Origin of the sequence: Gordonia neofelifaecis NRRL B-59395 (genome assembly GCF_000192435.1) — a bacterium.
Classification (GTDB): Bacteria; Actinomycetota; Actinomycetes; order Mycobacteriales; family Mycobacteriaceae; genus Gordonia; species Gordonia neofelifaecis.
In genome coordinates, this window is the sequence record NZ_AEUD01000019.1 from 1 (window position 1) to 25,535 (window position 25,535).

A 25,535-nucleotide genomic window follows, 5' to 3' on the forward strand; every position below is an offset into this window, starting at 1 on the left:
GTCCCCTCAGTCCGCGTTCACAACCTCGCGGGGAAGTACACCTAGGCACGCCCCTGGGGCGTGCTCATCGCTCAGGGCGCCGTCGGGGAGTCCGCTTCTGCCACTATCGGGACCTTCGGTGGTCGATATGGCAGATATCACAATTGCGTCGGCTAACGAATCAATGTTCAGTGTCGACGCAGGTGGCACCGTGGGGCAGCGGCCGAACGGCGATGATCGACAGTGCAGCGTCCGTCGATCAGTGGACGTGCGGTTTGGCTCGACGCCCCGGAACCTGAGATTCTCCTGTGCACGTTGAATCGGAATGTGGCTCTGCTGCAAAGCGATTCCGTGTCGGGGGATATCTATGCGCGGTCGATGCCGCGTGTCTGGAATGCGTGCCGGCCGGAGTCGCCGCGCGAGTCGAGTCGCTCCGCGGAATGATTCCGGAGGAGAGTCGTCAGTGAAATCGAAGTGGGCAATGCGCGTTACGGCGGCGGCTCTGGCCGTGGCGGGGCTGGCAGTCGGCAGTGGAGCGGCGGGGGCGACGCCCTCGGCCCTGGGCTCCAAGCACGACCGGCTCGTGACCGACGACGGGTGGACGATCTCGCTGGAGGCGAGCGAGCTGACAGTCAACCCGATGAGCAACTTGGCGAACTCGGCCTCGTCGCGAGAGGGCTGGATCTCGTCGAAGGTGCAGGGTCGCATCTCCGGACGGGGGACGGAGGCAGTCCAGTCGGCGATCCTCGAACACTTCCTCGTCGTCGGTTGTCAGGTGGACGTGTCCGACGGTGCGACACTCGGACTCGGGCTGCAGGTGGGACCTACGGCAAACGTCACGATCAGCGGGCAGCCGTCGGGCACGATCGGCATCGGGGCCCAGGTCTCGCCGTCGATCACGATGCCGCTCAAGCCAGGCCGGATCACTGAGATCTCGTTGGGTAAGAAGCGACTTCAGACCGACCGGGCCTCGGTGCGTGTCAAACGTGCGCGGGTGAGCGTCGACGGATGCATGGGGCCGACGACCGTCCGGATCATCGCGCGGCTCTCGGTGTCCACCAGGACCGCCGACGACACCATCAACGTCTACTCGGCCCGTCACTGGTTGTAGGCCCGCGAGTCTGACCAGGGGTGGAATCGGGTGGTGAGGTCGTGAGGGAAGAGATGAAGCACGCGGACCGTGCGGGCGGGTTCGGCAGACAGTTCTCGATCACGGTGGTGATCGGCGCAGTGATCGCGCTGATCGTCGCGATGGTCACGGTGCACGGCGCGGCGTCGGCGGAGACGCCGGCCGAGCGATGTGAGCGCGAGACGAATACCTACAACAGCGCGTGGGCGCAGTCGTGGGCCACAGCCAACGACCGCCCGGCGTCGGAGGCCCCGTCGCCTCCAGTGCCGTACATCTGCCACGACCCAGGCACCCCGACGCCGACGACGCCGACGCAGCCGACGATGACGGCACCGGAACTTCCGACTGCGACGCAGACCGCACCCGGAGCGGGCCCGGTGCCGACGGTCCACGCACCGACCGATATCCCGGAACCGGGGGACACGCCGATCGTCGAGGCGCCGGGGCGCCCAGTGCGTCCCTCCGCGGGTGTCCCGGTCCGGCCGACACCGGCGCCGGCCGAGGTCACGACCGCGGAAGATCCCGCTGAACAGCAGGCACCCGCCTACCGGCGGAAGTCTCCGCTGTACGGGCACCGGGGTGATTGCGGAACAGACATGCTGCCGCTGCCCACCGGGTCGAGGACGCCGGAGCAGACCGAGGCGTACAACCGGCTGCGGCCGCAGTCCGACCGGTACAAGGACCGGCGAGACGACGTCGAAGACGAGATCAACGGCGGTGGGAAGTGGCCTGAGATCGCGCCGGGAGAGTCGTTTCAGCTCGACCACATCATCGCGTTGGATCGCCTCGTCCGAGCTCCGGGCTTCACGGACCTCTCGCCCGACGTGCAGGACCGCATCGCCAACTCCGAAGCCAACACGCGGCCGCTGCCGAGCTCGTGGAACGGGTCCAAGAGCAAGCTCTCCTACGCCGAGTGGCCGGATCGTGACCCGACCGGGGCGAAGAACGCACCGACTCGCTCCGAGTGGGAGCAGCTCTGCGCCGAGGAATCACGGGCGACTGTCGAGGTCCGCCGGATGATCGCTGAAGAGCTGGCGAAGCAGGAGCAGGCGGAGCGCGGGACGACCACCGGCACCGATGACGGGTCGTCGACACCGACGGTGACAGCCATACCGGACACGGAGACCGCGTATCCCGGGCCGACTGACGCACCCGTGACTGAGCAGCCGGACACGCCGACGACGCGACAGCCGGAGATCCCGGCCACCGTGCAGCCGGAGATCACCGTATCGCCGCAGCCGGAGATTCCCGCGACACAGCACCCGGAGATTCCGTCGACAACGCAACCCGCGCCGACGAGCACGACGGCGACGACGCAGGACACCACACCCCCGCCCGGCATACGACCGCCGACCACTCCTAACACCCCGAACACCCCGGCGCCGCAGACCACTGAAGCTCCTGACGACGATCCGTCGTGGTGGGAGCGGAACCGCGGAACGATCGGCAAGGTCGCGTTGGGAGCGGCTGTCATCGGCGGCGTCGGCCTGGCATGTGCGACCGGAGTCGGGTGTGCGCCCGCAGTCGGCGCTGGGCTGGCCGGCGGTGCGGCGGTGGCGGCCGGGTGACGACGTGGATTCAGAACTTCGACAGATCGAGAACCAGGAGATCCAGATGATGTGGGCACCGAAACGACTGGCTGCATCGCTCACAGCGCTGGTCGCGGTCGCTGGAGTCGCCGCGTGTGGCGCCGAGAGCGGAGCGGATTCGCAGCGCGTGGATGTGGCTCGGATAGCGACGCTGTCCGCGCCGAAGGGATACCGAACGGTGCCGGGCGCCGACGACACCGATCTGTCTGCGAAGATTGCGGCGCAGCCGCTGCCGCCCGGTTATCAGGTGTTTCCTGCGCACTGCTCCCCGCAGGGGGCGACGGTGAGCAAGGACGATCTCGCGCAGGTGAAGGTCGTCGCCTTCCGTTCCCCAGAATCGGTGATCTCGGCTGTCGCATACCAGGATTCGAGCGGTCAACAGTTCGACGACGCTCGCTGCTCGGATGTCACCGTCACCGGTCCGAACGGTGCCGAGGCGATGACGGTGCCGGTCGACATCGAGGCGGTGCCCTCGGCCGACGACGTGAAGGGTTCCCACACCGTGGTCCGGGAATCAGCCGACAGTCGCGCATACAGTCAGTACGTGTACTCGGCACGGGTCGCCGACAGGTACCGGGTGGTGGTGTATCTGGCACCGGTGATCGACGCCGACGGGCCGAGACGGCCGGTGGATCCGGCGGATGCGGCGGTCGTTCTCGCCGATGCCGTGCATCGGATTGTGATTACCTAGTGTCTCATCGGTGAGGGGGACGGACATGGACGACAACGAGATCCGCGCAGGCTTCCGTGCGGCGTGGTCGGGTGAGTACGTGCCGATCGACGAGCTCACGGCTGATGAGGCCGCGTCGATTCCGGACGGATGGGCTGACCTCGTCGGACAGAGCGGGACCACCGTCGCGGCCGCGGTGTCCGGCCTCTGGCGTGATCTGGCCCCGGGGCTCACGCGGACTGCTGACCTGCTCGAGCGCGACGTCATGCAGATGGGACTGGCGCGGATTCGGACTCCTCATCACTACGTCCAGGAGTACCGGCTCGGGGCCTCCGCCTCGTCGGCGACGACTGAGATCGCGCTGATGTACCTGCTTCGCGACCCGCGGGGGCGGAAGCCGTACATCGCCTGGTTCGGTCGGACCCCGTTCACCGGCGACCTGCCCGACTGGTGGCCTTCCGCGCGTGCCGTCGTCGGGGACCTGGCGACCGGGTTCCACGACGGGTTCATGCGGTACTCGTGGGACTGCGGGCTGCTCGCGATTCCCGACATGCACACCGTGTCGCAGCGGTGGATCGAATACACCGACACCGAGGCGCAGCTGATCGAGGTCACCTCGGGAGACGACGACCGTCCGGTGCCGCGCGAAGCGTGGCCCGACTTCCGCAGCATGCATGTGATCGCGGAGAGCACAAGTGAGATGGGCTGGGCGGTTGCCGACGACGTCGCGAACGGAAGTGGATGGGGCGACGGGCCCGATACGATGCATCCGATCGCGAACCTCGCCGAGGCGATCGAGCCGATGCTCGGTAGGTGACCATCCGACCCGTCCGTCCGACTACCGTTTGATCCATGAGCAGCGATTGGCGGGTTGCCCGCGTCGATGAGATCCGTTCCCTGATCAACAAGGCGGCGCCCGACGTCGTCGAAGAGGCCAAGTGGAAGAAGGCGTCGAACCCGGACGGGGTTCCGACGTTCTCCCTCGACGGACTGATCTGCACTGTCGAGACCTACAAGGCGAAGGTCAAAGTGACGTTCGCCAAAGGCGGGTCGCTGCCCGATCCGGCGGGACTCTTCCTGCCCGCCACCGGTGTTCGCCGCGCCATCGACACCGAGGAGGCCGACGTGCTGGACGCCGATGCGTTCGTCGCACTCGTACAGGCGGCGGTCGCGCTCAACCAGGGCTGACGCCCGGAAGGTCGGCCGCAACGCGTCAGCCGCGCGGCCGTCCCACCACGAACGTCCCGACATTGCACTCGACGAGTTCGTCGCGGCCGGTGGCGGCGGCGAACGCCGCGGTGTCGCCGTAGCCCTGCGCGACACCGCCCAGACCCATCGCGGTGGCGGTCAGATACAGCGTTTGAGTCAGCACGCCGACATGTTTCAGGATCACCGCGTACGGCATCTGCTCGTACGTCCACATGATCCGGCCGGCTCTCGCCGCCATCGTCAGCATCACCTGCGGGAGCTCGCCGTCGGACAGGGTGAGCGCGGCGGGGGAGAGCAGTCGCTGCACCGCGGGGGCGTCGATGTCCGCGACACGCTGGAGCGTGTGCGCAACGGAGTCGTAGTGGTACATCCCGGACTCGACGCCCGCGACGTTACGGACCACCGGATAGACCTCGAGCTCATAGATCGAACCACCGGAGGGGTAAGGGCGAGAGGGTAGTTCGGTGACGGCCGTGCCCGGCTTCTCGATGGTGCGAACGCCCCGGGTGCGCGCACACCGGTACAGCAGTTCGCCCAGCTCCTCGATCGTCATCGGGGCGGCATCGTCGAAACTCCTTGTCGAGACCCGGCTCTCGGTCGCGCGGGTCAGTGGAACGTCCGTCGTGGCCAGTCGCTCCAGATCGGGTGCAGGCAGTTCGACGACCGCGCCGTCGTATGGCTCGGGGGCCGCCGGGACCGGGGCGAATCGGCCTTCTGCCCAGCGCGTCGGACCGAAGTGAGCCCAGCTGGTGCCGCGGTCACCCACCGTGCTGCGGCGGTGGAACCACAGCTCGTGCGGACTCCAGGACGCGGCGCCGAACTCGGACTCCTCGACTCCGGCGTCGGGTACGGCGTGGCCCGTCCAGGTCAGATCCGACCAGAACGAATCGGCGACGACCGCGTCGACGGTCCCTGGCGCCCCCGACAGCAGGCCCGCGACGCCGGCGTCGTGAACCACCACGTCGCACCACGACCGCGGGTGCTCGGCGACGAACTCCTCGCTGACGCGGCGGAGCACCGTGAACCGAGACAGCACTGCGCGGGCGTTCGCCGGTTCCGGGCGGGCCGAGTCCGTCGCACGGAACGGCCGGAGGCTGTACAGCGGAGTCTCGCCGCGCGACACGGTGAGTTCGACGGCGCCCGCGGACAGCAGCCGACGGAGCAGATCGGCGACCGGGGGCGGCGGGGTGGCGTCGAATGCGACGGGACCCGCGTTGAGGGCCTTGAGGAGGCCGCCCTGGATCGGCGCGAGCCCGGTCAGCTGTTGTTTGGCGGGCAGCACGGTGGCCGTCCCGGGAGCGCCGAGAACGGCTTTGCTCCCGGGCCGCCACGCGTAGCCGGTGCGCAGGTCGGCGGCGGAGGATCCGGTCATCGGATCAGTTCGCGGCCTTGGTCAACGCGGGCTTCATCTCGTCGAGCAGGTACGGAATCGACAGCGGCGTCGGCTGATTGAGGCCGCTGATGTCCGCGACGGAGAGTTCCGAGACGGCACCGTTCTGGACCGACGTGAGGCTCGAGTAGCCGGGCAGCTTGTGCAGCGCGTCCTTGAGCGCGGGGCTGTTCGCCGTCACGGCCAGGAGGTCGCCTTCGAGCATCGGCACGTTCTCCGTCGAGATCGGGAAGCGTGGATTCTTCGTCTTCTCGTACTGCGCCAACAACTTCGGTGCGATCTTCATGCCCAGTTCGTTGAACAGATATGCGGCGCCGTCGTTCGGGTCGGCCATCACCTGGATCTGGTCGGTCGAGTACATGTAGGCCATCGCGTAGGTCTTGCCTGCGAGTCCGGGCAGCTCCTGCTTGACGTCGGCGATCTGCTTGTTCACTCCGGCCGTGATCTCCTTGGCCTTGCCGTCCTCGCGCAGCAGGGTGCCCATCAGCGAGACCAGGTCCTGCCACGGATCCACCTGCTGACCGGTGACTCCGGGGATGGTCGGGGCGATCTTGCTGATCTTCGCGAAGTTCTCCGGCTGCGACTTCGGCATGTAGCCCTCGGCGAGGATCAGATCCGGCTCGGCCTTGGCGATCTGCGCGACCAGGTTCTCCGGATCGAGCGCGGTGGAGCCGTCGAGCTGGTCCTTGGTCCACGGCGACGGGCTGCCGGTGAGGATCTGAATGTTGTCGAGGTACGCGACGGGCTTCACGCCGAACGCCAGCGCGGTGTCGATCCACTGGGCCCCGAGCGTGACGATCCGCTTCGGGGTGCCGTTGATCGTGACCGGGCCCTGAGCGGTGTTCACCTGGATCGGGCCGCCCGCGGACTGCTCCTCTTCGGGGGCGCTGCAGGCGGACACCGCCAAGACCACGGCGAGCAGTCCCGCCACGAGCGCCAGGACGGTCTTCGTTGTCGACTTCATGAACCGAAGCATAACCCAGGCTCACCTAAGTTAGGTTAGTCGGCCCTGCCTGAAATCGAGTGGGCCGAGGGCTCAGTCCTCCAGGGTCCGAAGCAGTGCGCGTGTCCGGGCGCGGCCCTCGGCGTCGCGGTCGAAGAGGATGCCGACGAACTCGTCGACGCCGAACGCGCCGAACTCTCGGATGCGGTCGGCGACCGTGGCCTCGTCGCCGATGATCGCGGCGTCGGCGGGTCCGGTGAAGCCCTCCCGGTCGAGCATCGCCTTGTACGACGGAAGCTTGTCGTACATGGCGAACTGCTCGGCGGCCGCCGAACGCGCGCCGTCGACGTCGTCGGTGACGGAGACCGGGAGCATGGCGACGGTGCGGACGTCCGAGGTCTGCCGTCCGGCCTCCTGTGCGGCGGTGCGCAGGGTCGGGACGATGTGATCGCGCAGCGTCTTCGGGCCGGTCATCCAGGTCACAGTGCCCGCGGTGCGGCTGCCCGCGATGCCGAGCATCTTGGGGCCGAGGGCGGCCAGATAGACCGGGGGCGCGGGGACTTCGGAGATGGTGAGCGATCCACGGGTTGTCACGAGGTCGCCCGCGCTGCTGACCTTCTCGCCCTTCAATAGGGGAAGGAGACCGTCGAGGTACTCGTTGGTCCGCTGGATCGGGCGCTTGTACGAGACGCCCCACATGCCCTCGGTGACCACCTGGTGGCTCAAGCCGAGGCCGAGGTGCAGACGCGGGCCGATGATCGCGTTCGTGGTGAGCGCGCGCTGGGCCAACAGCATCGGATGCTGTACCTGCATGGGCAGGACGCTGGTGCCGAACTCGATCTCCGGCACCTCCCAGCCGGCGACGGTCAGCATGGTGAGCGCGTCCGGCTCGTTGGGCATCTGGGTGAGCCAGACCCGACGGAAGCCCTCCTGCTGGATCACCGCGAGGTTCTCCACGGCCTTGTCGATGGAGGCGGTGCGGGCATTGATCGTCCAGACGACGCTGACATCCATGAGGTGCTCCTGTGACGGGGACTGTGGTTGTCGATCCTATGCCTGCGGGGAAGCGCGCCAGAACTGTCGAATCGATGTTCTGCAGGAACGACGACTCGACGGTCTTCTCATGTTCCCCGAGGAGGCTGCGACAGCCGCCGATGGTTCGGGGCGAACCTGAGACGAATTGGTCACATGGTCTCAAAACGAGACGACGATCTCGTAGGGTCACCTGCATGCAGCTCGTCGTCTCGCCGGTACATCAACGACTCCGGGATCGCGTCAAGCGGATCGCGCGCATCGAACTGTTCCCCCGCGAGGAGGTGCGGGCCGCATTCGCCGCCGGTCACACCGCGGGCGATCCACTTGCCGAGGCCTTCGTCGCCGAGACGTATCACGGTGAGATGGGTGCGGAGAAGGCGCGCGAACTGCTCGACGAGGCGCTGCGGGTGGGGATCGACAACGTCCCGCATGCCCCCGACTCGATGCGCGCTCTCTTCGCGGAGTTCGAGACCGTGCCCGACTGGGTGGACCCGGACCTCGTCGAGCAGGGCGCGGCGGTGTGGCGCCGCTGGGGTTACAGCCTCGGCGCGGTCGGCAACGCCGGAACGATGGACACCTACACGGAGGCCTCGCTGGCCGTGCCGCTGTCGTTGTCGGGCGGCTACGCGGGTTCGAGTGCGCTGAACCGGTATCTCGAGACCAGTCGGTGGTGGCTCGAGGTCTGCCGGCCGGGCGCGGTGCTGTCACCGGGATCGACGGCGCGCGCAGTGTCGCTCAAAGTGCGGGTGATGCACGTGTCGGTCCGCGCCCGGGTCGCCGCGCATCCCGAGTGGGACTCGGCACGACACGGGCTGCCGATCAGCCAGAGCGAGATGATGCTGACCCTGCTCGGCGGCAGCGTGGGTCCGGCGCTCGGGCTCACGGCGCTGGGATTCCTCACCAGCTCCGCGGAAGTGCGGGCGGTGCTCCACTTCAACCGCTACCTCGGTCACCTGGTCGGCTGCCGCGTCGACGAGATATACCCGCAGACCTACGCCGACGGTCTCCGGCTGCTCTACTACTTCGACGCCACGCGCAGGCACGACGCCGGTCCGCTCGGCGCCGAACTGGTGGAGTCGTTCGTGCCGTCGTTCCGTCCGGCCCCGACCGTGCGCGGACTCGCGCGACTTCGCGCCGCATTCCACCTGCACCTCCAGGCCGGCTACACCCGATTGTTCATGCTGCCGTGGAATCGCCGCGGCTATCGACTGCCGAGCGGCATCCCCGGATTGATCCTGCTGCTCGGCAGGGCGCCGTTCATCGCGTTGATCGAAGTCATGCGGCGAGCGGTACCCGGCGTCGACGACCGCTGGCAGGCGGCCTCGATGAGGCGCTGGCGTCGTTGGCACGCCTGGCATCTCGGCCAGCGGGAGGAGGCCTTCGACGCCGGCCGCGCCCTACGCCGCTGAAGGTCCCGGATCCGCGGGTCAGACGGCCGTCCGCAGCGCGTGGTACACGCTCGTTCCGAGGAACTCGGCCAGTTCCTCCGGCGTCCACTCGGGATTGGCGAGCAGGGTCCGGACCGCTCCTTCGCTGGTCGACACCCACAATTCGACGAGCGGATAGAGCTTCTTCTCGACCTCCGCGTCGGGCATGCCCCACGCGGTGAGCGTGGGCCGCAGCAATTCGGTGCAGCGCTGAACCGCGTCGGCGCGGCCGCGGCCGAAGAGCTCGGCGACTTCGGCGTCCGGTGACCCGTACACGAGGCCCCACGTCTTCGGCTGTTCGGCGACCGTCTGCAAGAGCGCTCGGTACCCGTCGATGAACACCGAGGCGTCTGCGTCGACGGCACGACGGCGTAGCACCGTCGTCATCGACTCGCGAAGACGCCCCTCCTCGCGCTGAACGAGTTCCGCGAGCAGATCGACGCGATTGGCGAAGCAGGCGTAGACGACCGGTCGCGTGACATCGAGCCGATCCGCGACCGAGGCGATGGTGACCGCCGAAACACCTTCGGTTGCGGCGATGTCCAGAGCCGCGTCGAGGATCTGCGGTCGCCTGCGTTCAGGCCCGAGATGCTCGGCGCGCCGTCGGTGAGAGTTATGGGGAGGCATCGGAAGTCGAGTTTAGTCCGTACATGATCGGTCGATCACACCGTTTCGCGTCGTTGCGGCGCTCTCGACGTCGTTCGCCTGTGCCCGCTGGTCCGCCGTCCGGTTCACGACTGCGGCGCGGCCTTCTTTCTCGGCTCGATGCCGAGACGGTCGGCGAACAGGCGTCGCTGAACGATCCAGCCGGCCACCGACAATGCGACCCAGACGGCATTCGAGGTGATGCTGGTGATAGCGGAATCGGGGCTGTCGATCCAGCGCAGCCGCTCGAAGGTGAGCCCGATTCCGATGAGGATCATGCTGGCGCCGCCGATGGAGGTGAGCCACAGCAGGGCCCGCGCCCGGTACTTGTCGGCGAAGAACGCCGCGGAGACGGCGATCGCGACGATGATGATCGCGCTGGCCGCCCACGAGTTGTCACCGGGCTGAACGAGATCCGCGATGCGGGCACCGGCCACCGCGCCGGACAGTCCGCCGACGAAGAAGGCTGCGAACTTGAAGATCAGCGAGCAGACCACCCACGCCGACACACCACCGATGAGGCCGAACAGGAACAGCGTCAGACCGGTCGCATTGAAGAGACTGCTGATCATCCAGCCGGCGCCGAAGCCCGCGGCGATCACCCCGAGGTGAACCGACCGCACTCCGTAGAAGCAGAGGAGCGCACCGACGGCGAGAATCACCAAGCCGTTCGCATCAAACATCGTCGTGCCTTTCTGGTCCGGCGCTCGCGTCCGGTCGGACGGAGTCGGCGATCAAGAGGTTGACCCATCGCGTCGAGGGATCGATGTCGATCAGGAGGCACTTGACGAAGATCGTCAGCGGCACGGCGAGAATCGCGCCGAGCGGTCCGAGGATCCACGTCCACACCACGAGCGACAGGAACGTCAGCGTAGTCGACAGCCCGACGGCGTCGCCGACGAACTTGGGCTGAATGATCGACTGGATCACCACGTTGATGGCGCTGTAGACCACGATGACGATCAGCATCTTGCTCCAGCCGCCGTCGAGCAGGCCGAGGATCGCCGGCGGAATGACGCCGAGGACGAAGCCGATGTTCGGGATGTAGTTCGTGATGAACGACAGCAGGCCCCAGAGCAGTGGCAGCGGGATGCCCAGCGCCCACAGGGCGCCGGCGTCCAGGACTGCGACGATCAGACCGAAGACGGTGCTGACGACGAGATAGGTGCGCGTGCCCGCGGCGAAATTGTTCAGGGCCACCGAGACATTGGGCCGGAGACGGTCGAGCGCGGTGAGCCGATCGGAGAAGCCGACGGCGTCGACCGCCATGAACAGTGCGACCACCAGCACCAGGACCAGCCCCGACGTGGTCGACACCAGCCCGGAGAGGAGTGAGCCCGCGGCCGAGATGATCTTTCCGGCGTCGACGTTGGACAGCATGTTGTGGATGCTCTCGCTGTTCACGCCGTGCTCGCCGAGGAAGTGCTTCAGGTCGTCGACGATCGAATCGAACTTGTCGGCGTACTGCGGCATCAGGGTCGTCAGCCGGGCGGCCGAGTAGATGATCGAGCCGAACAGGATCACGAGGATGCCGTACACGCCGATGACCAGGGTGAGCGCCGCGAGCCATGCGGGGCAGCCGTGCCTGCGCAGCCAGCGGCCCATCGGATGGACCGCGATCGTCAGCATCAGGGCGAGGAAGACCGGGGCGATCAACCCGGCGATCAGCTTCATGCCGGCGACCGCGACGACGATCCCGGCGATACCGACGAGCACGATGATGCCGCGCGGCACCGTGGCCGGCGCGGTGTCGTCCGCCTGGGGGGAATTGTCCATGGGGGAAGTATTCCCCGGGGCGTCGCTGTGAACGCGGACTATCGCCCGGCGAGGATGAGACTTAGGCATTCGGCCGCCGCCCGCTGACATAGTCGATGGTGGAAAAACCCAGGTGACCGCGACTTTGGAGGACATACCCATGACTGGCATTGCCGACTCAGGATCGACGCTGTTCGGTCCGGTTGAACTGAACGTCATCTCGCTGCCCGGCTCGGCGCCGTCGCCGGAACTGCTCGCCGCGGTGGTCCAGCAGGTGCGATCCGGCGTGGTGCGTGTCCTGGACTTCGTGGTGGTCACCAAGGCGGAGGGTGGAGAGGTCGTGATCGAGGAGATCGACCTCGACGAGTCCGGCGTCACCGATCTGAACGTCGAGATCGTGGTGCCGGGACTGACCAGCAACGACGATCTCGAGCTGCTCGCCGCCGACCTCGCGCCGGGAACCTCGGCCGCCGTCGTCGCGTTTGAACTGGTGTGGGCCCGCGATCTCGCCGCACAGGTGGCGGCTGACGGTTGCACGGTGCTCGCGAGCGAACGCATTCCGGCTCCGGTCGTCAATGCGCTCGTCGAAATGGAAGCGGAGAGCTGAGACCGGCATCGGTCCAGGCGTCACTAGAGAAGGGATACCCCGACATGATGAGACGAGCCGGAAGGCCGGGACTGATCGGACTCGCCGCGCGCACCGCTGTGGTGGCCGGAACCGCCAATGCAGTGAGCGGCCGCCAGATGGACCGCCGCGCGCAGAAGCAAGAGCAGCAGGCGATGGCAGAGCAGCAGCGGCAGATGATGGCGCAGCAGCAGTACGCCCAGCAGCAGGAGCAGTACGCCGCTCAGCAGCAGTATGCGGCTCAGCAGGCCCAGCAGGCACCCGCCCCGTCTGCGGGGTCGGACCTCACGGCCGAGATCATGAAGCTGGCCGACCTCAAGACGCAGGGTCTGCTCAGCGACGAGGAGTTCGCGGCGGCGAAGGCGAAGCTGCTCGCAGGCTGACGCGGTGCGGCTGGCGTGCTCAGTGCGTCAGCCGCACGGCCTCGCGTCGCGACGCCACCCCGAGTTTGCGGTAGATCGCGCGCTGATGGGTCTTCACCGTGTTGATCGAGACCCCCAGATGCTCGGCGATCTCCTGCATGGTGCGCGTGGTACGGAGCTGTGAGTAGACCTCCAGCTCGCGATCGGAGAGCGCCGTGAGCGGCCCGTCGGAGACGGTCGTCGCGAGGCACTCGGCGATGAAGTCGTCGTGCTTCGTCCCCCAGGCCAGGTGGGCGGTGAGCAACTGTCGCAACTCCACACCGTCTCCCGCGAAGAGCCGTCGCAGCTTCTCCGGCGCGGCGATCTCGAGGGCCTGCTCCAGAATCTCGTGTGCACGGTTCGGCTGACCGTCGTTGAGCAAGGTCAGTGCGTCCGCCATCAGCGCTGCGGCGCGCACATACGAGATCCCCGAATAGCGATCGACCCGCCGGAGCATCTGGGATGCCACCCGCGGGCGCCGGGCGCGGATCGCGATGCCCGCCAACACCACCGTGACCATCGGGACGTCGTCGGCGTTCTCGTAGGCGAGCACGATCCGCATCGCGCGATCCCGGTGCCCGGTGGCCTCGAACAGTGCGGCGAGTGCGACGTGCCGGAACGCCGGCCACGACAGACCCTGCTCCATGTCCGCCGGGACCGCACGCAGCTCCGCGAGTGCTCGGCTGCATGCGGCGGGATCACCGCTCGCCGCCGCGGTCAGAGCGAGCATGATCCGGGCGCCGCTCACGAACGATCGATTGGACGCTCCGCTGCCGACCGCCCGTTGGAGCTGGTCGCGGGCGATCTCCAAGTCGTTCTGCCAGTACGCCATGTACCCGGCGCCGGTCGCGGCCGATCCGCCGACATAGATCGACCATGCGGTGTCGTCGGCGACGTCGAGCTCCCGGTCGAGAACCGCTCGCGCCTCGGTCATCCGGCCGGCCCAGGCGAGCGCATACACCAGATGCCCGAGCGCACGATGCGCCAGATGGGACTCGCCGGCCGTCCGTGCCTCTTCGGCCGCAGAGCTGAGCAATTCCACCGCGCGGTTCGACGAGGTGCGCAGCCTGATCTCGGCCCAGCCGAGCAGGTACAGCGTGGCCGCCCGATCGCGAGTGTTCAGCGCGGAGCTCTCGAATCGTCGCCGAACAGCCGTGCTGACTCGACTGAGTTCCGCGCGATCGTCGACCAGGAACAGCTGGGTCTGATCGCGCAGGAGGGTGTACGCGTCGCAGGCACCGTCCGGATCGTCTCGGGTGGTGGCGCGCGACTCGGCGCGGCTGTGGAGCATGCGCGCGTAATCGGTGTCACCGATCACCTCGTGCGCTGAGGCCCTGATCTCGAGGACGCGCGGGTCGTCGTTCCACGGCTCGGGCAGTGCGACGCAGAACTTGTCGACGGCTTTGGCATACGGTCCCACCACGAGGCCGACCCATCGCGTGGACAGCAGCTGAACCGCGTCTTCGGGTCGTCCGGCTTGGACCAGGTATGACGCCGCCGTCAGCGGCTGCGCGTCCTCCAGGTGGCTCGCCGCCGCCAGTCGTGCGGCCAGCAGACGCTCGGGCCGCGAGCTCTCGAGGATGCCGCGACAATGCCGCGCGAACGTGGCGTGCCACCGATACGCACGACCGTCGGTGGTGCGGTGACGGTCGATGAAGAGTCCAGCGCGAACGCACTGCTCCAGCAGATCGTCGGCGTCGTCAGCACCGCTGACCGCGGCGGCCAGCGGGATCGTCAGATCCTGGCACGCGGAGGTGACGAGCGCGAACTCGGCGAGTTCGGCGGGCACCGAGGCGAGGACGTGGTCGCGGATGTACGACTGCATCACCGTGTCGGCGGAGCCGTCGGCCGGGTCCGGACGGACCCCGGTCATCGCGATGAGCCGGACGGCGATGGGCCAGCCGTTCGACTCCGCGAGAATGAGATCGTGGTCGAGCTCGGTGCCCGACGAGGCGGCGTATGCGGCGACCTCCTCGGCGTCGAACGCGAGGTGGTAGGCGCGGATCACCGCATGGGGGCGAATCAGTGCAAGTCGGCTCAGTGCGAGCTCGGTGTAGCTGGTGCCAACCACGACCAGACGCAGGCCCGGCAGGTCGGCATGGATGAGCGCGCCGAGCAGACCCTCGTTGAGCGCGTCGCGGCCCACCTGGGCGTCGTCGACCACCAGTCGCACCGGCTCGGCCAGACCCGAGAAGCTCGACGCGATGGCGTCGAAGGCCGCCGCGGGTCCGGTGGTCTCGGGGTCGAGTCGGCGGAGGCGGTCGTAGGCGGACTCGGACAACTCGGCAGACAAGGACCGGAGAGCTCGCAGAATAGTCGCGGAGATTCGGGCGGCGTCGGTGTCGAATCGCCCGAGGGTCACCCAGACCACGGGGCCGGCGACCTGGGACGCCCACTCGGCGACGGCCGACGTCTTCCCGTATCCGCTCGGCGCCACGACCATCACGGTCGGTTCGTCTGTCCCGATCTTGTCGAGGCAGGCGATGACGCGCGGCCGGGCCAGGTGGCCAGGCTGCTGGAGCGGTGGCCGAAACTGGGAAGCGGCGACGGCGCCGCTGAGTTCGGTCATGGAGCAAATATACGTGCTGGGGCCTTCCGTCCTCTTCGTCGATCTCACCCATCGAGATCGAGGAGGCAGTCGGAGTCGAAGGAGAGACCGCGCCGCTACGGTGGTCCTATGACGACCGGTAACCCATCCGAGGCCCGGTCGACGGTCGCGGGTCTGTTTCGCCTCCCGGGCTTCTCGAAGCGGAACCTTCCCAGGGAACTCCTGGCGGGCATCACCCTGATGACCATTGCGGTTCCGCTGAACATCGGCTACGCGCAGATCGCCGGCCTGCCGCCGAGCGCGGGTCTGTACGCACTGATCATCCCGACCGTCGTCTATGCGCTGGTCGTATCGTCGCGGCAGGTGGTGGCATCGCCGGATGCCGCGGCGGCTGCGCTCGTCGCGTCCTCGCTCGGCGGGCTCGCCGCGGCAGGCAGCGACGCGTACCTCGCGATGGCACTTGCCCAGGCCATCATCTGCGGCGTCGTCATGCTCCTGATGTCGGTGTTCCGACTGGGCTTTCTCGCCGCCTTCCTGTCTGAGCCGATTCTTGTCGGCTTCATCAGCGGACTCGCACTTGAAGTGCTGGTCTCGCAGATCGCGAAGATGCTCGGGATCCACCTGGATCCCGGCGGGGAGTTCGTCTCCAAAGTCATCGATCTGGTCGCCGGGATTCCACACGCGAATATCTGGGCGGTGTCGATCGCCGCGGTGTCGCTCGTCGTGCTCCTCGGCCCGCGACGCAAGCTGCCACGCGTCCCATGGCCGCTGGTCGTCCTCGTCGCGGCGACAGTGGTCGTCGCATCGACCGATCTGACGGATCGGGGAGTCTCGGTCCTGGGGGAGATCCCGAGCGGCCCACCGGTATTCACCTGGCCGCAATTGGGCTGGCTGGATTGGATCGCCCTGGTGCCGTCGGCACTGGCGCTGGCGATGGTCGCAACGGTCGAGGGTCTGCTGATCGCGCGGTCGTACGCAGAGCGACACGGCTATCCGGTGAGTCCGGATCGCGATCTGGCGGCGTTCGGGTTAAGCAATGTGGCGGCGGGATTGACCGGTGGGTTCGCCATCGGTTCGTCCACCTCGCGGACCGCGGCCATGGAAGAGGCAGGCTCTCGTTCGCAACTGCCGTCTCTGGTGATGGCCCTGACGACATTGGCGCTCTTGCTGTGCGGCACCGGGTTGCTCGCGGACATTCCGTCGGCGGCGATCGGGGCGATCATCTCGGTCGCGGTGGTGCCGCTGCTCGGTGTCTCCAGATTCGTGGAACTGTGGAGACTCGAGCGATTCGAGTTCGGGATCGCCGTGGTGTGTTTCGGCGTGACTGTGCTCGTCGGGCCGATTCCCGGGATCCTCGTCGCCGTCGTCTTGGCCTTCATGAACCTCGCTCGACGTGTCGCGACTCCGGCGATCGAGGTCCGGCGGCTCGGTGGGGCTCAAGGCCCGGACGGGGTGACCATCGTCCGCATGTCCGGCCCTCTGTTCTTCGCCAACGCCGACGTCTTCGCGCGCACCCTGAAGTCTGTTGCGTGCGACGGCTCCGATTCCGTGCGATCGCTGCTGATAGACATGGGCGAGGTGACCGACGTCGATGTGACGGCGGCTGAATCGTTCCAGCATCTGCGGTCGTGGCTCGTCGGACGCGGTATCGATCTGGCCTTCGCCCGGCCGCGCGGGGCGCAGCTTCTCCGACTCCGGCGGCTGGGCGTGATTCGAGTCGACGATCGAGTCTTCGCGACCGTTCAGGAGGCCGAGGCCGCACTCCGCGGCGGCTGATCGCCGGAGGCGACGTCAATGAACGACTATCACTCGATTGCCCGAATCACTCGTAACGGGTGATGTGCGAGAGGCGTTCGGGGAGGATGATGGCAGTCACAACAACAGATGGGAGTTCGTCATGTCCGCTCCGAATCAACGTGAGGAGCACCCGGTACAGCAAGGATTCGCAGGCGGTACCACCTTCGCCGCAGCGATCCTCCTGTTCGTCGCCGGGCTGCTCGGTCTCTTCCAAGGTATCTCGGCCGTCGCGAAGGACGATCTGATCGTCGTCGGCCCGCAGTACACCTACGCATTCGATCTGACGACGTGGGGCTGGATCCACATCATCGTCGGCATCCTCGGCATGATCATCGCGGTGGGCCTTCTGGTCGGCCAGACGTGGGCTCGCGCCGCGGCGATCGTCATCGCGGCACTGTCGATCATCGTCAACTTCCTGTGGCTGCCGTACTACCCGTGGTGGTCGATTCTGATCATCGCCGTCGACCTTGTCATCATCTGGGCCGTCGCGACCTGGAAGACCGACTGATCACCAGTCCTCGCGCCCGGTCGGCCGTCTCCGACAAACACGTCGGAGACGGCCGACCGGGCGTTTGTGCGGTGACCGTCATCCCTTCGACGTAAGGACCAAAGACATGGGTGCAGTGATCGGCGACCTTCTGCCGATGGCCGTTGGTGTCGCGATCTCGCCGATCCCGATCATCGCGGCGATTCTGATGCTGCTCGGCAAGCACGCCCGGACGACGAGTCTGGGCTTCGCCGCCGGCTGGATCATCGGTGTGGTCGCGGCGACCGCGATCTTCACCACCGTCGGGTCCGCGGCCAGCGGCTCGTCGACCGCGGTCGGATGGGTCAAGCTGGTGCTCGGCGTCCTGCTACTGGCCGAGGGCGTCCGTGAGTGGCGCGCCCGCTCGGGACCGGCGTCCACCCCGAAGTGGATGAAGGCGATCGACGAGATGAAGGCGCCGGCGGGCGCGGGCATCGGCTTCGTCCTCGCGGCGGTCAATCCGAAGAACCTCATGCTGTGCATCGCTGCGGGCATGCAGATCGGTGCGGCGAGCCTGAGCACCGGCGACGACATCGTGGCGATCGTGGTGTTCTCGCTGATCGCCAGTTCGACCGTCGTGGTCCCGGTGCTGGCCTATCAGGTGGCCGCCGATCGCCTCCGCGGGCCGCTCGACTCCCTCAAGGCCTGGCTGGAGGCCAACAACAAGACCGTCATGGCGGTGCTGATCCTGGTGATCGGCGTGGTCCTGATCGGCAAGGGGATCGGCGGCGTGGCCTGATCGTGGTCGCCGAGTCGTCATGATCGGGGACGTCGGGTCGCTCGCTCTCGCCGTGTCGGTGTCGCCGGTTCCGGTTCTCGCCGTCCTGCTCGTCCTCCTCGGAAGACATGCCAGGGCGGCGAGTCTCGCGTTCGCCGCCGGTTGGGTGCTCGGCCTGGCGAGTGCGACCGGCCTCTTCATCCTGCTGGGGCGATCGGCTCAGGGCGTCTCCGCCGTCACGTACTGGATTCAGCTGGTCCTCGGTGTTCTGCTGGTCGGCGAAGGGCTGCGCCAGTGGCTCACCCGGGGCCGTCCGCGGCCGACACCGCGGTGGCTGTCCGCGGTGGACGAGCTCGTGCCGGCCGCGGGATTCGGTCTGGGGCTGGCGGTGTCGGCACTGAACCCGAAGATATTGGTGCTGTGCGCGGCCGCCGGAATCGCGATCGGCACGACGACAGCCGCGGTGCGCGACGATGTGCTCGCTCTCGTCGTCTTCACTCTCGTCGGCAGCTGGACCGTGCTGGTCCCGGTGGCCGCCTACCAGATCGCCGCGGATCGTCTGCGCGGGACACTCGACCGATTGAAGAGCTGGCTCGACGTCCACAACCGCGTGGTGGTGGCCGTCCTGCTGATCACCATCGGCATCGTTCTCACCGTTCGCGCGATCCCGGGGCTGACGCGATGATCAGGCGAGGGCCTGCTCGATCGGCACGGCGCCGTCGGTGAACGGCACCTCTCTGCCGATGGTCGACGGCGAGGCGAGCGCGGCCGCCGCGACCAGGGCGACGTTTGCGCGAGAGGTACCGGGATTGTCGGTCGAACGCTGAGCGCCCGGATCGACGGCGCCCGTCGGCTCGTCGAACGTCAAGCGGCCGGGCATCAGAATCGTCCAATCCAGATCCGACGATCGGAGCGCGGAGTCCGCGGCGGCTTTGGCTTCGGCGTACGGGAAGAACGAGTTGCCTTCGGGCACGCCGTGATCCGGACCCGCGCCGAGATACGACACCAACACATAGCGTCGGACGCCCACCGACTCGGCGGCCCGCATCGAAGCGATGGCGGCGTCGCGGTCGACGGCGTAGGTGCGGGCCGGATTCCCGCCACCGGCACCGGCGCTGAACACCACCGCGTCGGCCCCGCGGATCGCCTCGCCGATCTCGTCGGCACCGGCCTGCTCGATGTCGAGGACCAACGGTCGTGCACCGGTCGCGGCGACCTCGTCGGCGTGATCGGCGTTGCGGATGATCGACGTGACCGTGTCGCCGCGCGCGACGAGTATCGGGGCGAGGAGCAGAGCGATCTTGCCGTGACCGCCGATGATCGTGATGTCAGCCATGCCTTCGACGGTACGTGCGACTTCGCCGCGCGTCAGCCCGGTGGCGTCAGCGGAGCGGAACCGCGACGTCCGAGCCGCCCTCCTCGGTGAGTCTGGTGCCGACTTGGACGAGCTGCGCCTCCGGGGCGAATCCGCCGGCGAAGAGCGCCTGCCCCTGGCCGAAGGTCATGGCGCGGTCCAGCATGTCGGCCGGCGCGAATCCGAACACCTGGCCCAGGTCGACCAGGTCCCTCGCGGAGCTCATCCGCATCAGCGCGAGGTTGTCGCACTGCGACAGCGCGTTCGGATGCACCTTCGACGGCCGCTGCGTCGAGAGCAGCAGCCAGATCCCGTACTTGCGGCCCTCCGCGGCGATCTGAACGATCCGGTCGGTCAGCAACTGCTCCAGCGGGCTTCCGGGGGTCGGCGAGCACAGGTTGTGGGCTTCGTCGATGACGACGAGCCTCCCGACGCGTTCGTGACGCTGTGCCCAGAGCTGGTCGAGGACGGCGAGAGCGGCGGTCTGCATCTGCTCTTTGACGCTGAACGAGCCGAGATCGACGATCGTGGCGTCCGGCTTCTCGTTGATGACGGCCGTGACGTCGTCGTCGCCGTACGCCCAGAGGTCCCAGTCGACGATGCCGAGGTTCTCGATGCGCTGAGCGATGCTGTGGAAGGCGGGATTGTCGGTGCCGCGAAGGATCTCGACCAGCGGCATGTCGCGGTAGGGCAGCTCGGCCTCTTTGACGCGCAGCATCGTGTTGTACTCGACGGCGTCGAGAATGGGATCCAGCTGCAGGATCGCCGCGCGCGATCGGATGTCCATGTCGACGAACTTGACCTTGAGCTCTTCGCCGACGCCGCGCTTCGAATGGAGCACCCGGATGTCCCGTTGGGCCAGGTCCGCGGCCTCGTCCGCGGGAGCGTCGTCCCGGATCTCGCCGAGCCGGACGAAGTCCGAGTTCGGGTCGAGGACCACCAGCGGCAGCCGAGTGTGCAGGAGCACCTGCTCGAGCATCACGCCGAGCGAGTAGGTCTTGCCGGATCCACTCTGGCCGCACCAGAACGTGTGCCGGTTGAGTTTGGCCGCGCGCAGATGAGCGGGTCCGTCGAGATCGAGCAGGGTGCCGATGGGCAGATCAGTGGCCATTGGAGGATTCTAGATACTCTGCGGCGCGCGGTCGGCGAATACGGCGCACGATTTCCGCCCCGTCGCCGTCACCCGTCGCCGTCACCCGCCCGATGTCGTCCGGCCGCCGACGAAGTGCACCACGACGACTCGTGGATGCCACGGCACCAGACTGTCGACCGAGTTCTGCAGGTCGGTCAACGGCGGGAGGTCGGCCGGGCCGATGACGTCGACCGTCGCGGTTCGGCCCTGGATCGCCACGTCGCTCACCTCGGCTCCGGGACTGTCTGCGAGCCACTGCTTCGCGGCGTCGGAGATCTGCAGGGCCCAGAGCGTCGAGAAGGAGTTCACCGTCATCGGCACGGCGACCACGAGCAGTGCCGTCGCGAGGACCGCGTACGTGCGCCAGTGCCGTACGTGCGACCGGGTCGATTCGGACGCCGGAGTGCCGCCGGCGTAGCCGGTCAGAGTCAACACGATCACCGCGGTGATGATCAGGGCGACGACGTTCGAACAGAACAGCACGAACGCACCGAACGCGAGCCCGGGGGCGCCCGACCCCAGGCAGACGCCGACGACGCCCAGCGGGGGTACCAGCGAGATCGCGACCGCGACGCCGGGCAGCACGTCGCCGACGTCGCGCCGGGCCAGCGCGACCGCGGCGACGACACCGGTCGCCAGAGCCGCGGTCAGATCGGTGAGTTTGGGCGACGTCCGGCCGGTCACTTGGGAGTTCGTCAGCACATTGGTCGGATTGGGCAGCAGTTGGGCGAACACGATGCCGAGTCCGATGACCACCGCGACGCCGAGGATCAGTAGGACCGCGCTCCGGACGACCACCCGGCGATCGCCGGTCGTGATGCCGAAGCCGATGCCGAGGATCGGAATCGACAGCGGGGCGACGATCATCGCGCCGATCACCGTGGCCGTCGAATCGCCGATGACGCCGGCGATCGCGATGACGGCCGCGAGCACCAGCATGATCCAGAAGGCGGACTGCTTGGACCGGACGTCGCCGTCGGACAGGTCGACGCGGCCGCGGAGGTCGTCGAGGTCGCGTCGCTGGTGGTCGGGAACGAGGAACTGCAGGACGGATGACATCGCGGCACCTCGGGTGGTCGCACTGGACGGATGGGTGATGCGTTCACTGTTCTATCCGACCGCTCGACGCCGCGGAGCAGTTCCCGGCGGGTGTCACCCGATCCGGGTGATAGCGGCCACACCGCGGCCTGCATTCCACGTCTGATGGGCTGACTGACGTAAGACCGATTACCTAGGAGTGACAATGCGGATCATCGTTCTCGGTGGAGACGGATTCTGCGGGTGGCCGAGCAGCCTGCACCTTTCGGACGCCGGTCATGACGTGACCATCGTCGACAACCTCGTCCGCAGGGACATGGACGTCGAGCTGGGCGTGCAGTCGCTGACACCGATCTCCGACATCGAGACGCGTCTGGCCGCCTGGAAAGAGGTCACCGGTCGCACGATCGGCTTCGCGAACTTCGACGTGGCCGCCGACTACGACGCCCTCGCGCGGCTCCTGGACGAGGTCCGCCCGGACGCCGTGGTGCATTTCGCGGAGCAGCGTTGTGCGCCGTACTCGATGAAGTCGGCCTGGCATAAGCGCTACACGGTCAACAACAACGTCAACGCGACGCACAATCTCCTCACCGCCATCACCGACCTGGGTCTCGAGACCCACGTCGTGCATCTGGGGACGATGGGCGTGTACGGCTACGAGACCGTTCCGGTCGACCTTCCCGAGGGATATCTGACCGTCAGCTACCCGGACCGTCACGGCGACATGCGAACGCGAGAGATCCTCTACCCGACGAAGCCCGGCAGCGTCTACCACCTGACGAAGTCGCTCGATCAGCTGCTGTTCCAGTACTACGCGGGCAACGACCGGCTGAAGATCACCGACCTGCATCAGGGCATCGTGTGGGGCACGCAGACTGAGGAGACCTCACGCGATCCTCGGCTGATCAACCGTTACGACTACGACGGTGACTTCGGCACGGTGCTCAACCGGTTCGCCGTCCAAGCCGCGGTCGGACTTCCGCTGACGGTGCATGGAACCGGCGGCCAGACACGCGCCTTCATCAACATCAACGACACCGTGCGATGCATTCAGCTGGCGGTCGACTCCGTCGACCAAGTCGGTGACCGCGTCCGCGTGATGAACCAGATCGCCGAGAGTCATCGCGTCAGCGATCTCGCGAAGATCGTCTCGGAGCTGACCGGCGCCGAGGTCCGGCAGGTGTGGAATCCGCGCAACGAGGCCGAGGCGAACGAACTGCAGGCCCGGAACGATCACTTCCTCGCGCTCGGACTCGACCCGATCCGGCTGCGGTCGGAACTGCTGGAGGACGAGATCGAACTCGCGCGCAGGTACGCCGACCGGCTGGACCCGGAGCGAGTGCCCGCTAAGTCGTACTGGAACCGGGACCGCGCGGCCGCGCCGGCGGACGCGGCCGAGTGAGCATGTCCGGCGAGCACGCTCGCCGGGAGGCGCAGAGCTGACGGTTCGCGCCGAACCGAGGCGGACGGCCGGACCTCGTCTATGGCGAGGCCGGCCGTTCGCCCTTTGTGTTCTGCGGTTCGACCATGGACAACTCGCTGTCGGACCCGCCGCCGTACGCGAAGATCGCGAGCGTGGTGACCGCTATGAGAATCGTGAGGACGACCAGGACGCAGTTCACTAGTCGGTACTCGCGGTCACTAGGGCGGTTCGGGACACGTTCATTTTCTCTTTCTCATCGCAGTGGAGGCGCACTGCGGGGCGCTTGACTCGTCTTCGATATGACAGTTTCTGCCACAAATCCGTGTGTGTCAAACCACATGGTGAGCAGTGGTGTGAGCGGGCGCGGCTTCCTGCGTCGACTATTGACATCAAGCGCACTTGATGAAGCACGCTGTCGAGCATGAACACGGAACCAGTCCATGAGATGCCCGCTGAACGCGCGGAGTCGATCAGCGCTGCTGATCGAGATGCCCTCCGCGCGATCGTCGCCGATGTCGAACGCGGCTTCAACACCAACGACCCGGATCTGATGAACAAGCACGTCGCCGACGACGCGGTCATCGTCAACGCGGTGGGCAGTGTGCTGCGCGGGCGGTCCGAGATCGACGAAGCGGCCCGCGCGGCTCTGGCGAACGGGGTCCTTCGCGAGGCGAACGCGCATTACCGGCTGTCGGACATCGCCTCGGTGGCACCCGACGTGGCGGTCGCGCAGAAGAGCGCATGGTCGACGCCCGAGGCCGCGGACTCGGGCCAGGCACCGGAGATGAACGCGCTGTACGTCTTCGTCAAGCGCGGCGGCCGCTGGTGGATCGCTCGTCGGCAGAACACTCTGGTGCCTCGATGAGTGATTCCGGCCGGGTGCCGATCTCGGGAGGAGCGGCGCTCGTCGGCCGAGTTCTGGGGCGCCGTTTCGTCGTACCTGCGCGATGGTGTGCACCCATAACGACGATCAGAGACATGATCGATCACGTGGGTCGGTCCGGAGGGGCGGTGAGCAGCATGGATGCACAGTCCGCGATGGTGCTGCCGGACGACCCGGCCGCCCTTGATCGACGGGCCGCACGCCGGACACGTCGCCTGGCGACCGATCACCGGCGGCCGAGGGCGGAAAGCCTGGCGAGTCAACCAGATTCATCACGCGTAACTGCTACCCGATCAAGGGCCACATGCCCCACCGGCACCGGAGCACTCCCGCGCGGAGGCCCACCTCACCCGCCTCACCGCCGCCTGACCGACAAGCTCAGTCCGGTCTGGGCTCCAGGCTGCCCGTAGTCCGCTGCGCCGGTTAGCGGATCGGCTCGTTCCGCGAAGGGCTTTCGCCACTCTCGTACGACCGCCGCGGCGAGTCGATAGCTTCGACCGAGTCGGGGGTCGCGCTAGAAGGAGAAGCTATGAGTGACAAGCGGTTGCCGGGCCGGGTGGCGGTCGTGATCGGCGGTGCATCCGGCATCGGCTGGGCGTCGGCGCAACTGATGGCCGAGCACGGCGCGTCGGTGGTGATCGCCGACATCGACGGCGATCATGCCGCCGAACGTGCGGCGTCCCTGGGGGCGGCCGCGCGGGCACAGCGCGTGGACGTGACCGACGAATCCTCGGTCGAGGCGCTGTTCACTTCGGTGTCCGACGACTTCGGGCGCTGCGACGTGGTGCTGAACTGCGCGGGAGGCAGCGGGATCGGGCTGGTCGCGGATCTCGACGCCGATGTCTGGCGGCAGACCATCGACCTGTGCCTGACCGGAGCGTTCCTGGTCGTCAAGCACGCTGCCCGGGCGATGGGCGACGGCGGGTCGATCATCACCATCGCCTCCCTCAACGCCCGGCAGCCGGGGGCGGGATTCGCTGCGTACTGCTCGGCGAAGGCCGGTGTCGCGATGCTCACCGAGGTCGCCGCTCTGGAACTCGGTCCGAAGTCGATCCGAGTGAACGCGATCTCCCCGGGCTTGGTCGAGACGCCGCTGGTCGCCGGGATCACGGCTGTCCCCACGATTCAGGACGACTTCACCGAGAACATTCCGCTGGTCCGGAACGGACAGCCGGACGACATCGCGGCGGCGGTGCTGTACCTCGCCTCCGAAGACTCGTCATGGGTGACCGGCGAGGTCCTGAACGTCAACGGCGGCGGGCACCTGCGGCGGTATCCGGACATCCTGCGGCACCTCACCGAACTGCAGGGATAGGCCG

Annotated in this window: 25 protein-coding genes; 15 read left to right on the forward strand and 10 right to left on the reverse strand. The window is 67.5% G+C overall.

Going from position 1 to position 25,535, the window contains the following annotated elements:
- Positions 1-460: 460 nt before the first annotated feature.
- Genes SCNU_RS17350 through SCNU_RS17370 form a run of 5 tightly spaced genes read left to right on the forward strand, consistent with a single transcriptional unit; the run spans position 461 to position 4,555 of the window.
- Positions 461-1,090, forward strand: a complete 630-nt coding sequence (locus SCNU_RS17350; RefSeq protein ID WP_009680714.1) for an MspA family porin — start codon at positions 461-463, stop codon at positions 1,088-1,090.
- Between the two features lie 41 nt (positions 1,091-1,131).
- Positions 1,132-2,676 (forward strand): hypothetical protein, encoded by a 1,545-nt coding sequence (locus SCNU_RS17355; RefSeq protein ID WP_139026091.1) that lies wholly within the window; start codon positions 1,132-1,134, stop codon positions 2,674-2,676.
- Between the two features lie 4 nt (positions 2,677-2,680).
- The gene (locus SCNU_RS17360; protein ID WP_139026093.1) at positions 2,681-3,388 is read left to right on the forward strand and encodes a DUF5642 family protein; all 708 of its coding nucleotides are present in this window, start codon (positions 2,681-2,683) and stop codon (positions 3,386-3,388) included.
- A 10-nt stretch (positions 3,389-3,398) separates the two neighbouring features.
- The gene (locus SCNU_RS17365) at positions 3,399-4,184 is read left to right on the forward strand and encodes a hypothetical protein (RefSeq protein ID WP_139026096.1); all 786 of its coding nucleotides are present in this window, start codon (positions 3,399-3,401) and stop codon (positions 4,182-4,184) included.
- 35 nt (positions 4,185-4,219) lie between these two features.
- On the forward strand, positions 4,220-4,555 hold the full coding sequence (locus tag SCNU_RS17370; RefSeq protein ID WP_009680718.1) for a DUF1801 domain-containing protein: 336 nt from the start codon (positions 4,220-4,222) through the stop codon (positions 4,553-4,555).
- A gap of 25 nt (positions 4,556-4,580) precedes the next feature.
- On the opposite strand, the gene SCNU_RS17375 is transcribed toward SCNU_RS17370, so the two are convergent.
- From SCNU_RS17375 to SCNU_RS17385, 3 genes are all read right to left on the reverse strand, one after another.
- Positions 4,581-5,948 carry a SagB family peptide dehydrogenase gene (locus tag SCNU_RS17375; RefSeq protein WP_009680719.1) on the reverse strand — a complete coding sequence of 456 codons (1,368 nt, stop codon included), beginning with the start codon at positions 5,946-5,948 and terminating at the stop codon, positions 4,581-4,583.
- A 4-nt stretch (positions 5,949-5,952) separates the two neighbouring features.
- Positions 5,953-6,930: an ABC transporter substrate-binding protein gene (locus tag SCNU_RS17380; protein WP_139026098.1), complete on the reverse strand. Its 978-nt coding sequence runs from the start codon at positions 6,928-6,930 to the stop codon at positions 5,953-5,955.
- A 72-nt stretch (positions 6,931-7,002) separates the two neighbouring features.
- Positions 7,003-7,923, reverse strand: a complete 921-nt coding sequence (locus tag SCNU_RS17385; RefSeq protein WP_009680721.1) for a TIGR03564 family F420-dependent LLM class oxidoreductase — start codon at positions 7,921-7,923, stop codon at positions 7,003-7,005.
- A 215-nt stretch (positions 7,924-8,138) separates the two neighbouring features.
- On the opposite strand from SCNU_RS17385, the gene SCNU_RS17390 reads away from it, so the two are divergent.
- Positions 8,139-9,353 (forward strand): oxygenase MpaB family protein, encoded by a 1,215-nt coding sequence (locus tag SCNU_RS17390; RefSeq protein ID WP_009680722.1) that lies wholly within the window; start codon positions 8,139-8,141, stop codon positions 9,351-9,353.
- An 18-nt stretch (positions 9,354-9,371) separates the two neighbouring features.
- Here the strand turns inward: SCNU_RS17390 and SCNU_RS17395 are convergent, their stop codons facing one another.
- From SCNU_RS17395 to SCNU_RS17405, 3 genes are all read right to left on the reverse strand, one after another.
- Positions 9,372-9,998, reverse strand: a complete 627-nt coding sequence (locus SCNU_RS17395) for a TetR/AcrR family transcriptional regulator (protein WP_009680723.1) — start codon at positions 9,996-9,998, stop codon at positions 9,372-9,374.
- A 104-nt stretch (positions 9,999-10,102) separates the two neighbouring features.
- Positions 10,103-10,699, reverse strand: a complete 597-nt coding sequence (locus tag SCNU_RS17400; RefSeq protein WP_040518796.1) for a hypothetical protein — start codon at positions 10,697-10,699, stop codon at positions 10,103-10,105.
- Positions 10,692-11,792: an AI-2E family transporter gene (locus SCNU_RS17405; protein ID WP_009680725.1), complete on the reverse strand. Its 1,101-nt coding sequence runs from the start codon at positions 11,790-11,792 to the stop codon at positions 10,692-10,694. Before SCNU_RS17405 ends, SCNU_RS17400 begins: the two co-directional genes overlap by 8 nt.
- Before the next feature lie 139 nt (positions 11,793-11,931).
- Here SCNU_RS17405 and SCNU_RS17410 point away from each other — a divergent pair, with 139 nt between their 5' ends.
- A complete protein-coding gene (locus tag SCNU_RS17410) occupies positions 11,932-12,378 on the forward strand; it encodes a DUF6325 family protein (RefSeq protein ID WP_009680726.1) in 447 nt (148 codons plus the stop codon).
- Between the two features lie 44 nt (positions 12,379-12,422).
- A complete protein-coding gene (locus SCNU_RS17415; protein WP_040518798.1) occupies positions 12,423-12,779 on the forward strand; it encodes an SHOCT domain-containing protein in 357 nt (118 codons plus the stop codon).
- Positions 12,780-12,798: 19 nt separating this feature from the next.
- On the opposite strand, the gene SCNU_RS17420 is transcribed toward SCNU_RS17415, so the two are convergent.
- A complete protein-coding gene (locus SCNU_RS17420; RefSeq protein WP_009680728.1) occupies positions 12,799-15,366 on the reverse strand; it encodes a winged helix-turn-helix domain-containing protein in 2,568 nt (855 codons plus the stop codon).
- 108 nt (positions 15,367-15,474) lie between these two features.
- On the opposite strand from SCNU_RS17420, the gene SCNU_RS17425 reads away from it, so the two are divergent.
- The 4 genes from SCNU_RS17425 to SCNU_RS17440 all read left to right on the forward strand — a co-directional run bounded on the left by SCNU_RS17425 (position 15,475) and on the right by SCNU_RS17440 (position 19,071).
- Positions 15,475-17,121: a SulP family inorganic anion transporter gene (locus SCNU_RS17425; RefSeq protein ID WP_009680729.1), complete on the forward strand. Its 1,647-nt coding sequence runs from the start codon at positions 15,475-15,477 to the stop codon at positions 17,119-17,121.
- A gap of 121 nt (positions 17,122-17,242) precedes the next feature.
- Positions 17,243-17,650, forward strand: a complete 408-nt coding sequence (locus SCNU_RS17430) for a DUF7144 family membrane protein (protein WP_040518811.1) — start codon at positions 17,243-17,245, stop codon at positions 17,648-17,650.
- 106 nt (positions 17,651-17,756) lie between these two features.
- Complete coding sequence (locus tag SCNU_RS17435; protein ID WP_009680731.1) at positions 17,757-18,407, forward strand: GAP family protein; 651 nt, start codon at positions 17,757-17,759, stop codon at positions 18,405-18,407.
- A 19-nt stretch (positions 18,408-18,426) separates the two neighbouring features.
- Positions 18,427-19,071 carry a GAP family protein gene (locus tag SCNU_RS17440; RefSeq protein WP_009680732.1) on the forward strand — a complete coding sequence of 215 codons (645 nt, stop codon included), beginning with the start codon at positions 18,427-18,429 and terminating at the stop codon, positions 19,069-19,071.
- Here SCNU_RS17440 and SCNU_RS17445 read toward each other — a convergent pair whose 3' ends face one another.
- The 3 genes from SCNU_RS17445 to SCNU_RS17455 all read right to left on the reverse strand — a co-directional run bounded on the left by SCNU_RS17445 (position 19,072) and on the right by SCNU_RS17455 (position 21,931).
- Entirely contained in the window at positions 19,072-19,722 is a 651-nt protein-coding gene (locus SCNU_RS17445) for an NAD(P)H-binding protein (protein ID WP_009680733.1), read from the reverse strand.
- Between the two features lie 46 nt (positions 19,723-19,768).
- Positions 19,769-20,851 carry an ATP-binding protein gene (locus tag SCNU_RS17450; protein ID WP_009680734.1) on the reverse strand — a complete coding sequence of 361 codons (1,083 nt, stop codon included), beginning with the start codon at positions 20,849-20,851 and terminating at the stop codon, positions 19,769-19,771.
- Positions 20,852-20,932: 81 nt separating this feature from the next.
- On the reverse strand, positions 20,933-21,931 hold the full coding sequence (locus SCNU_RS17455; protein WP_009680735.1) for a TIGR00341 family protein: 999 nt from the start codon (positions 21,929-21,931) through the stop codon (positions 20,933-20,935).
- Between the two features lie 184 nt (positions 21,932-22,115).
- On the opposite strand from SCNU_RS17455, the gene SCNU_RS17460 reads away from it, so the two are divergent.
- From SCNU_RS17460 to SCNU_RS17470, 3 genes are all read left to right on the forward strand, one after another.
- The gene (locus SCNU_RS17460) at positions 22,116-23,312 is read left to right on the forward strand and encodes an NAD-dependent epimerase/dehydratase family protein (RefSeq protein ID WP_009680736.1); all 1,197 of its coding nucleotides are present in this window, start codon (positions 22,116-22,118) and stop codon (positions 23,310-23,312) included.
- 442 nt (positions 23,313-23,754) lie between these two features.
- Complete coding sequence (locus SCNU_RS17465; RefSeq protein WP_009680738.1) at positions 23,755-24,198, forward strand: YybH family protein; 444 nt, start codon at positions 23,755-23,757, stop codon at positions 24,196-24,198.
- A 547-nt stretch (positions 24,199-24,745) separates the two neighbouring features.
- Complete coding sequence (locus SCNU_RS17470; RefSeq protein WP_009680739.1) at positions 24,746-25,531, forward strand: SDR family NAD(P)-dependent oxidoreductase; 786 nt, start codon at positions 24,746-24,748, stop codon at positions 25,529-25,531.
- Positions 25,532-25,535 lie beyond the last annotated feature (4 nt).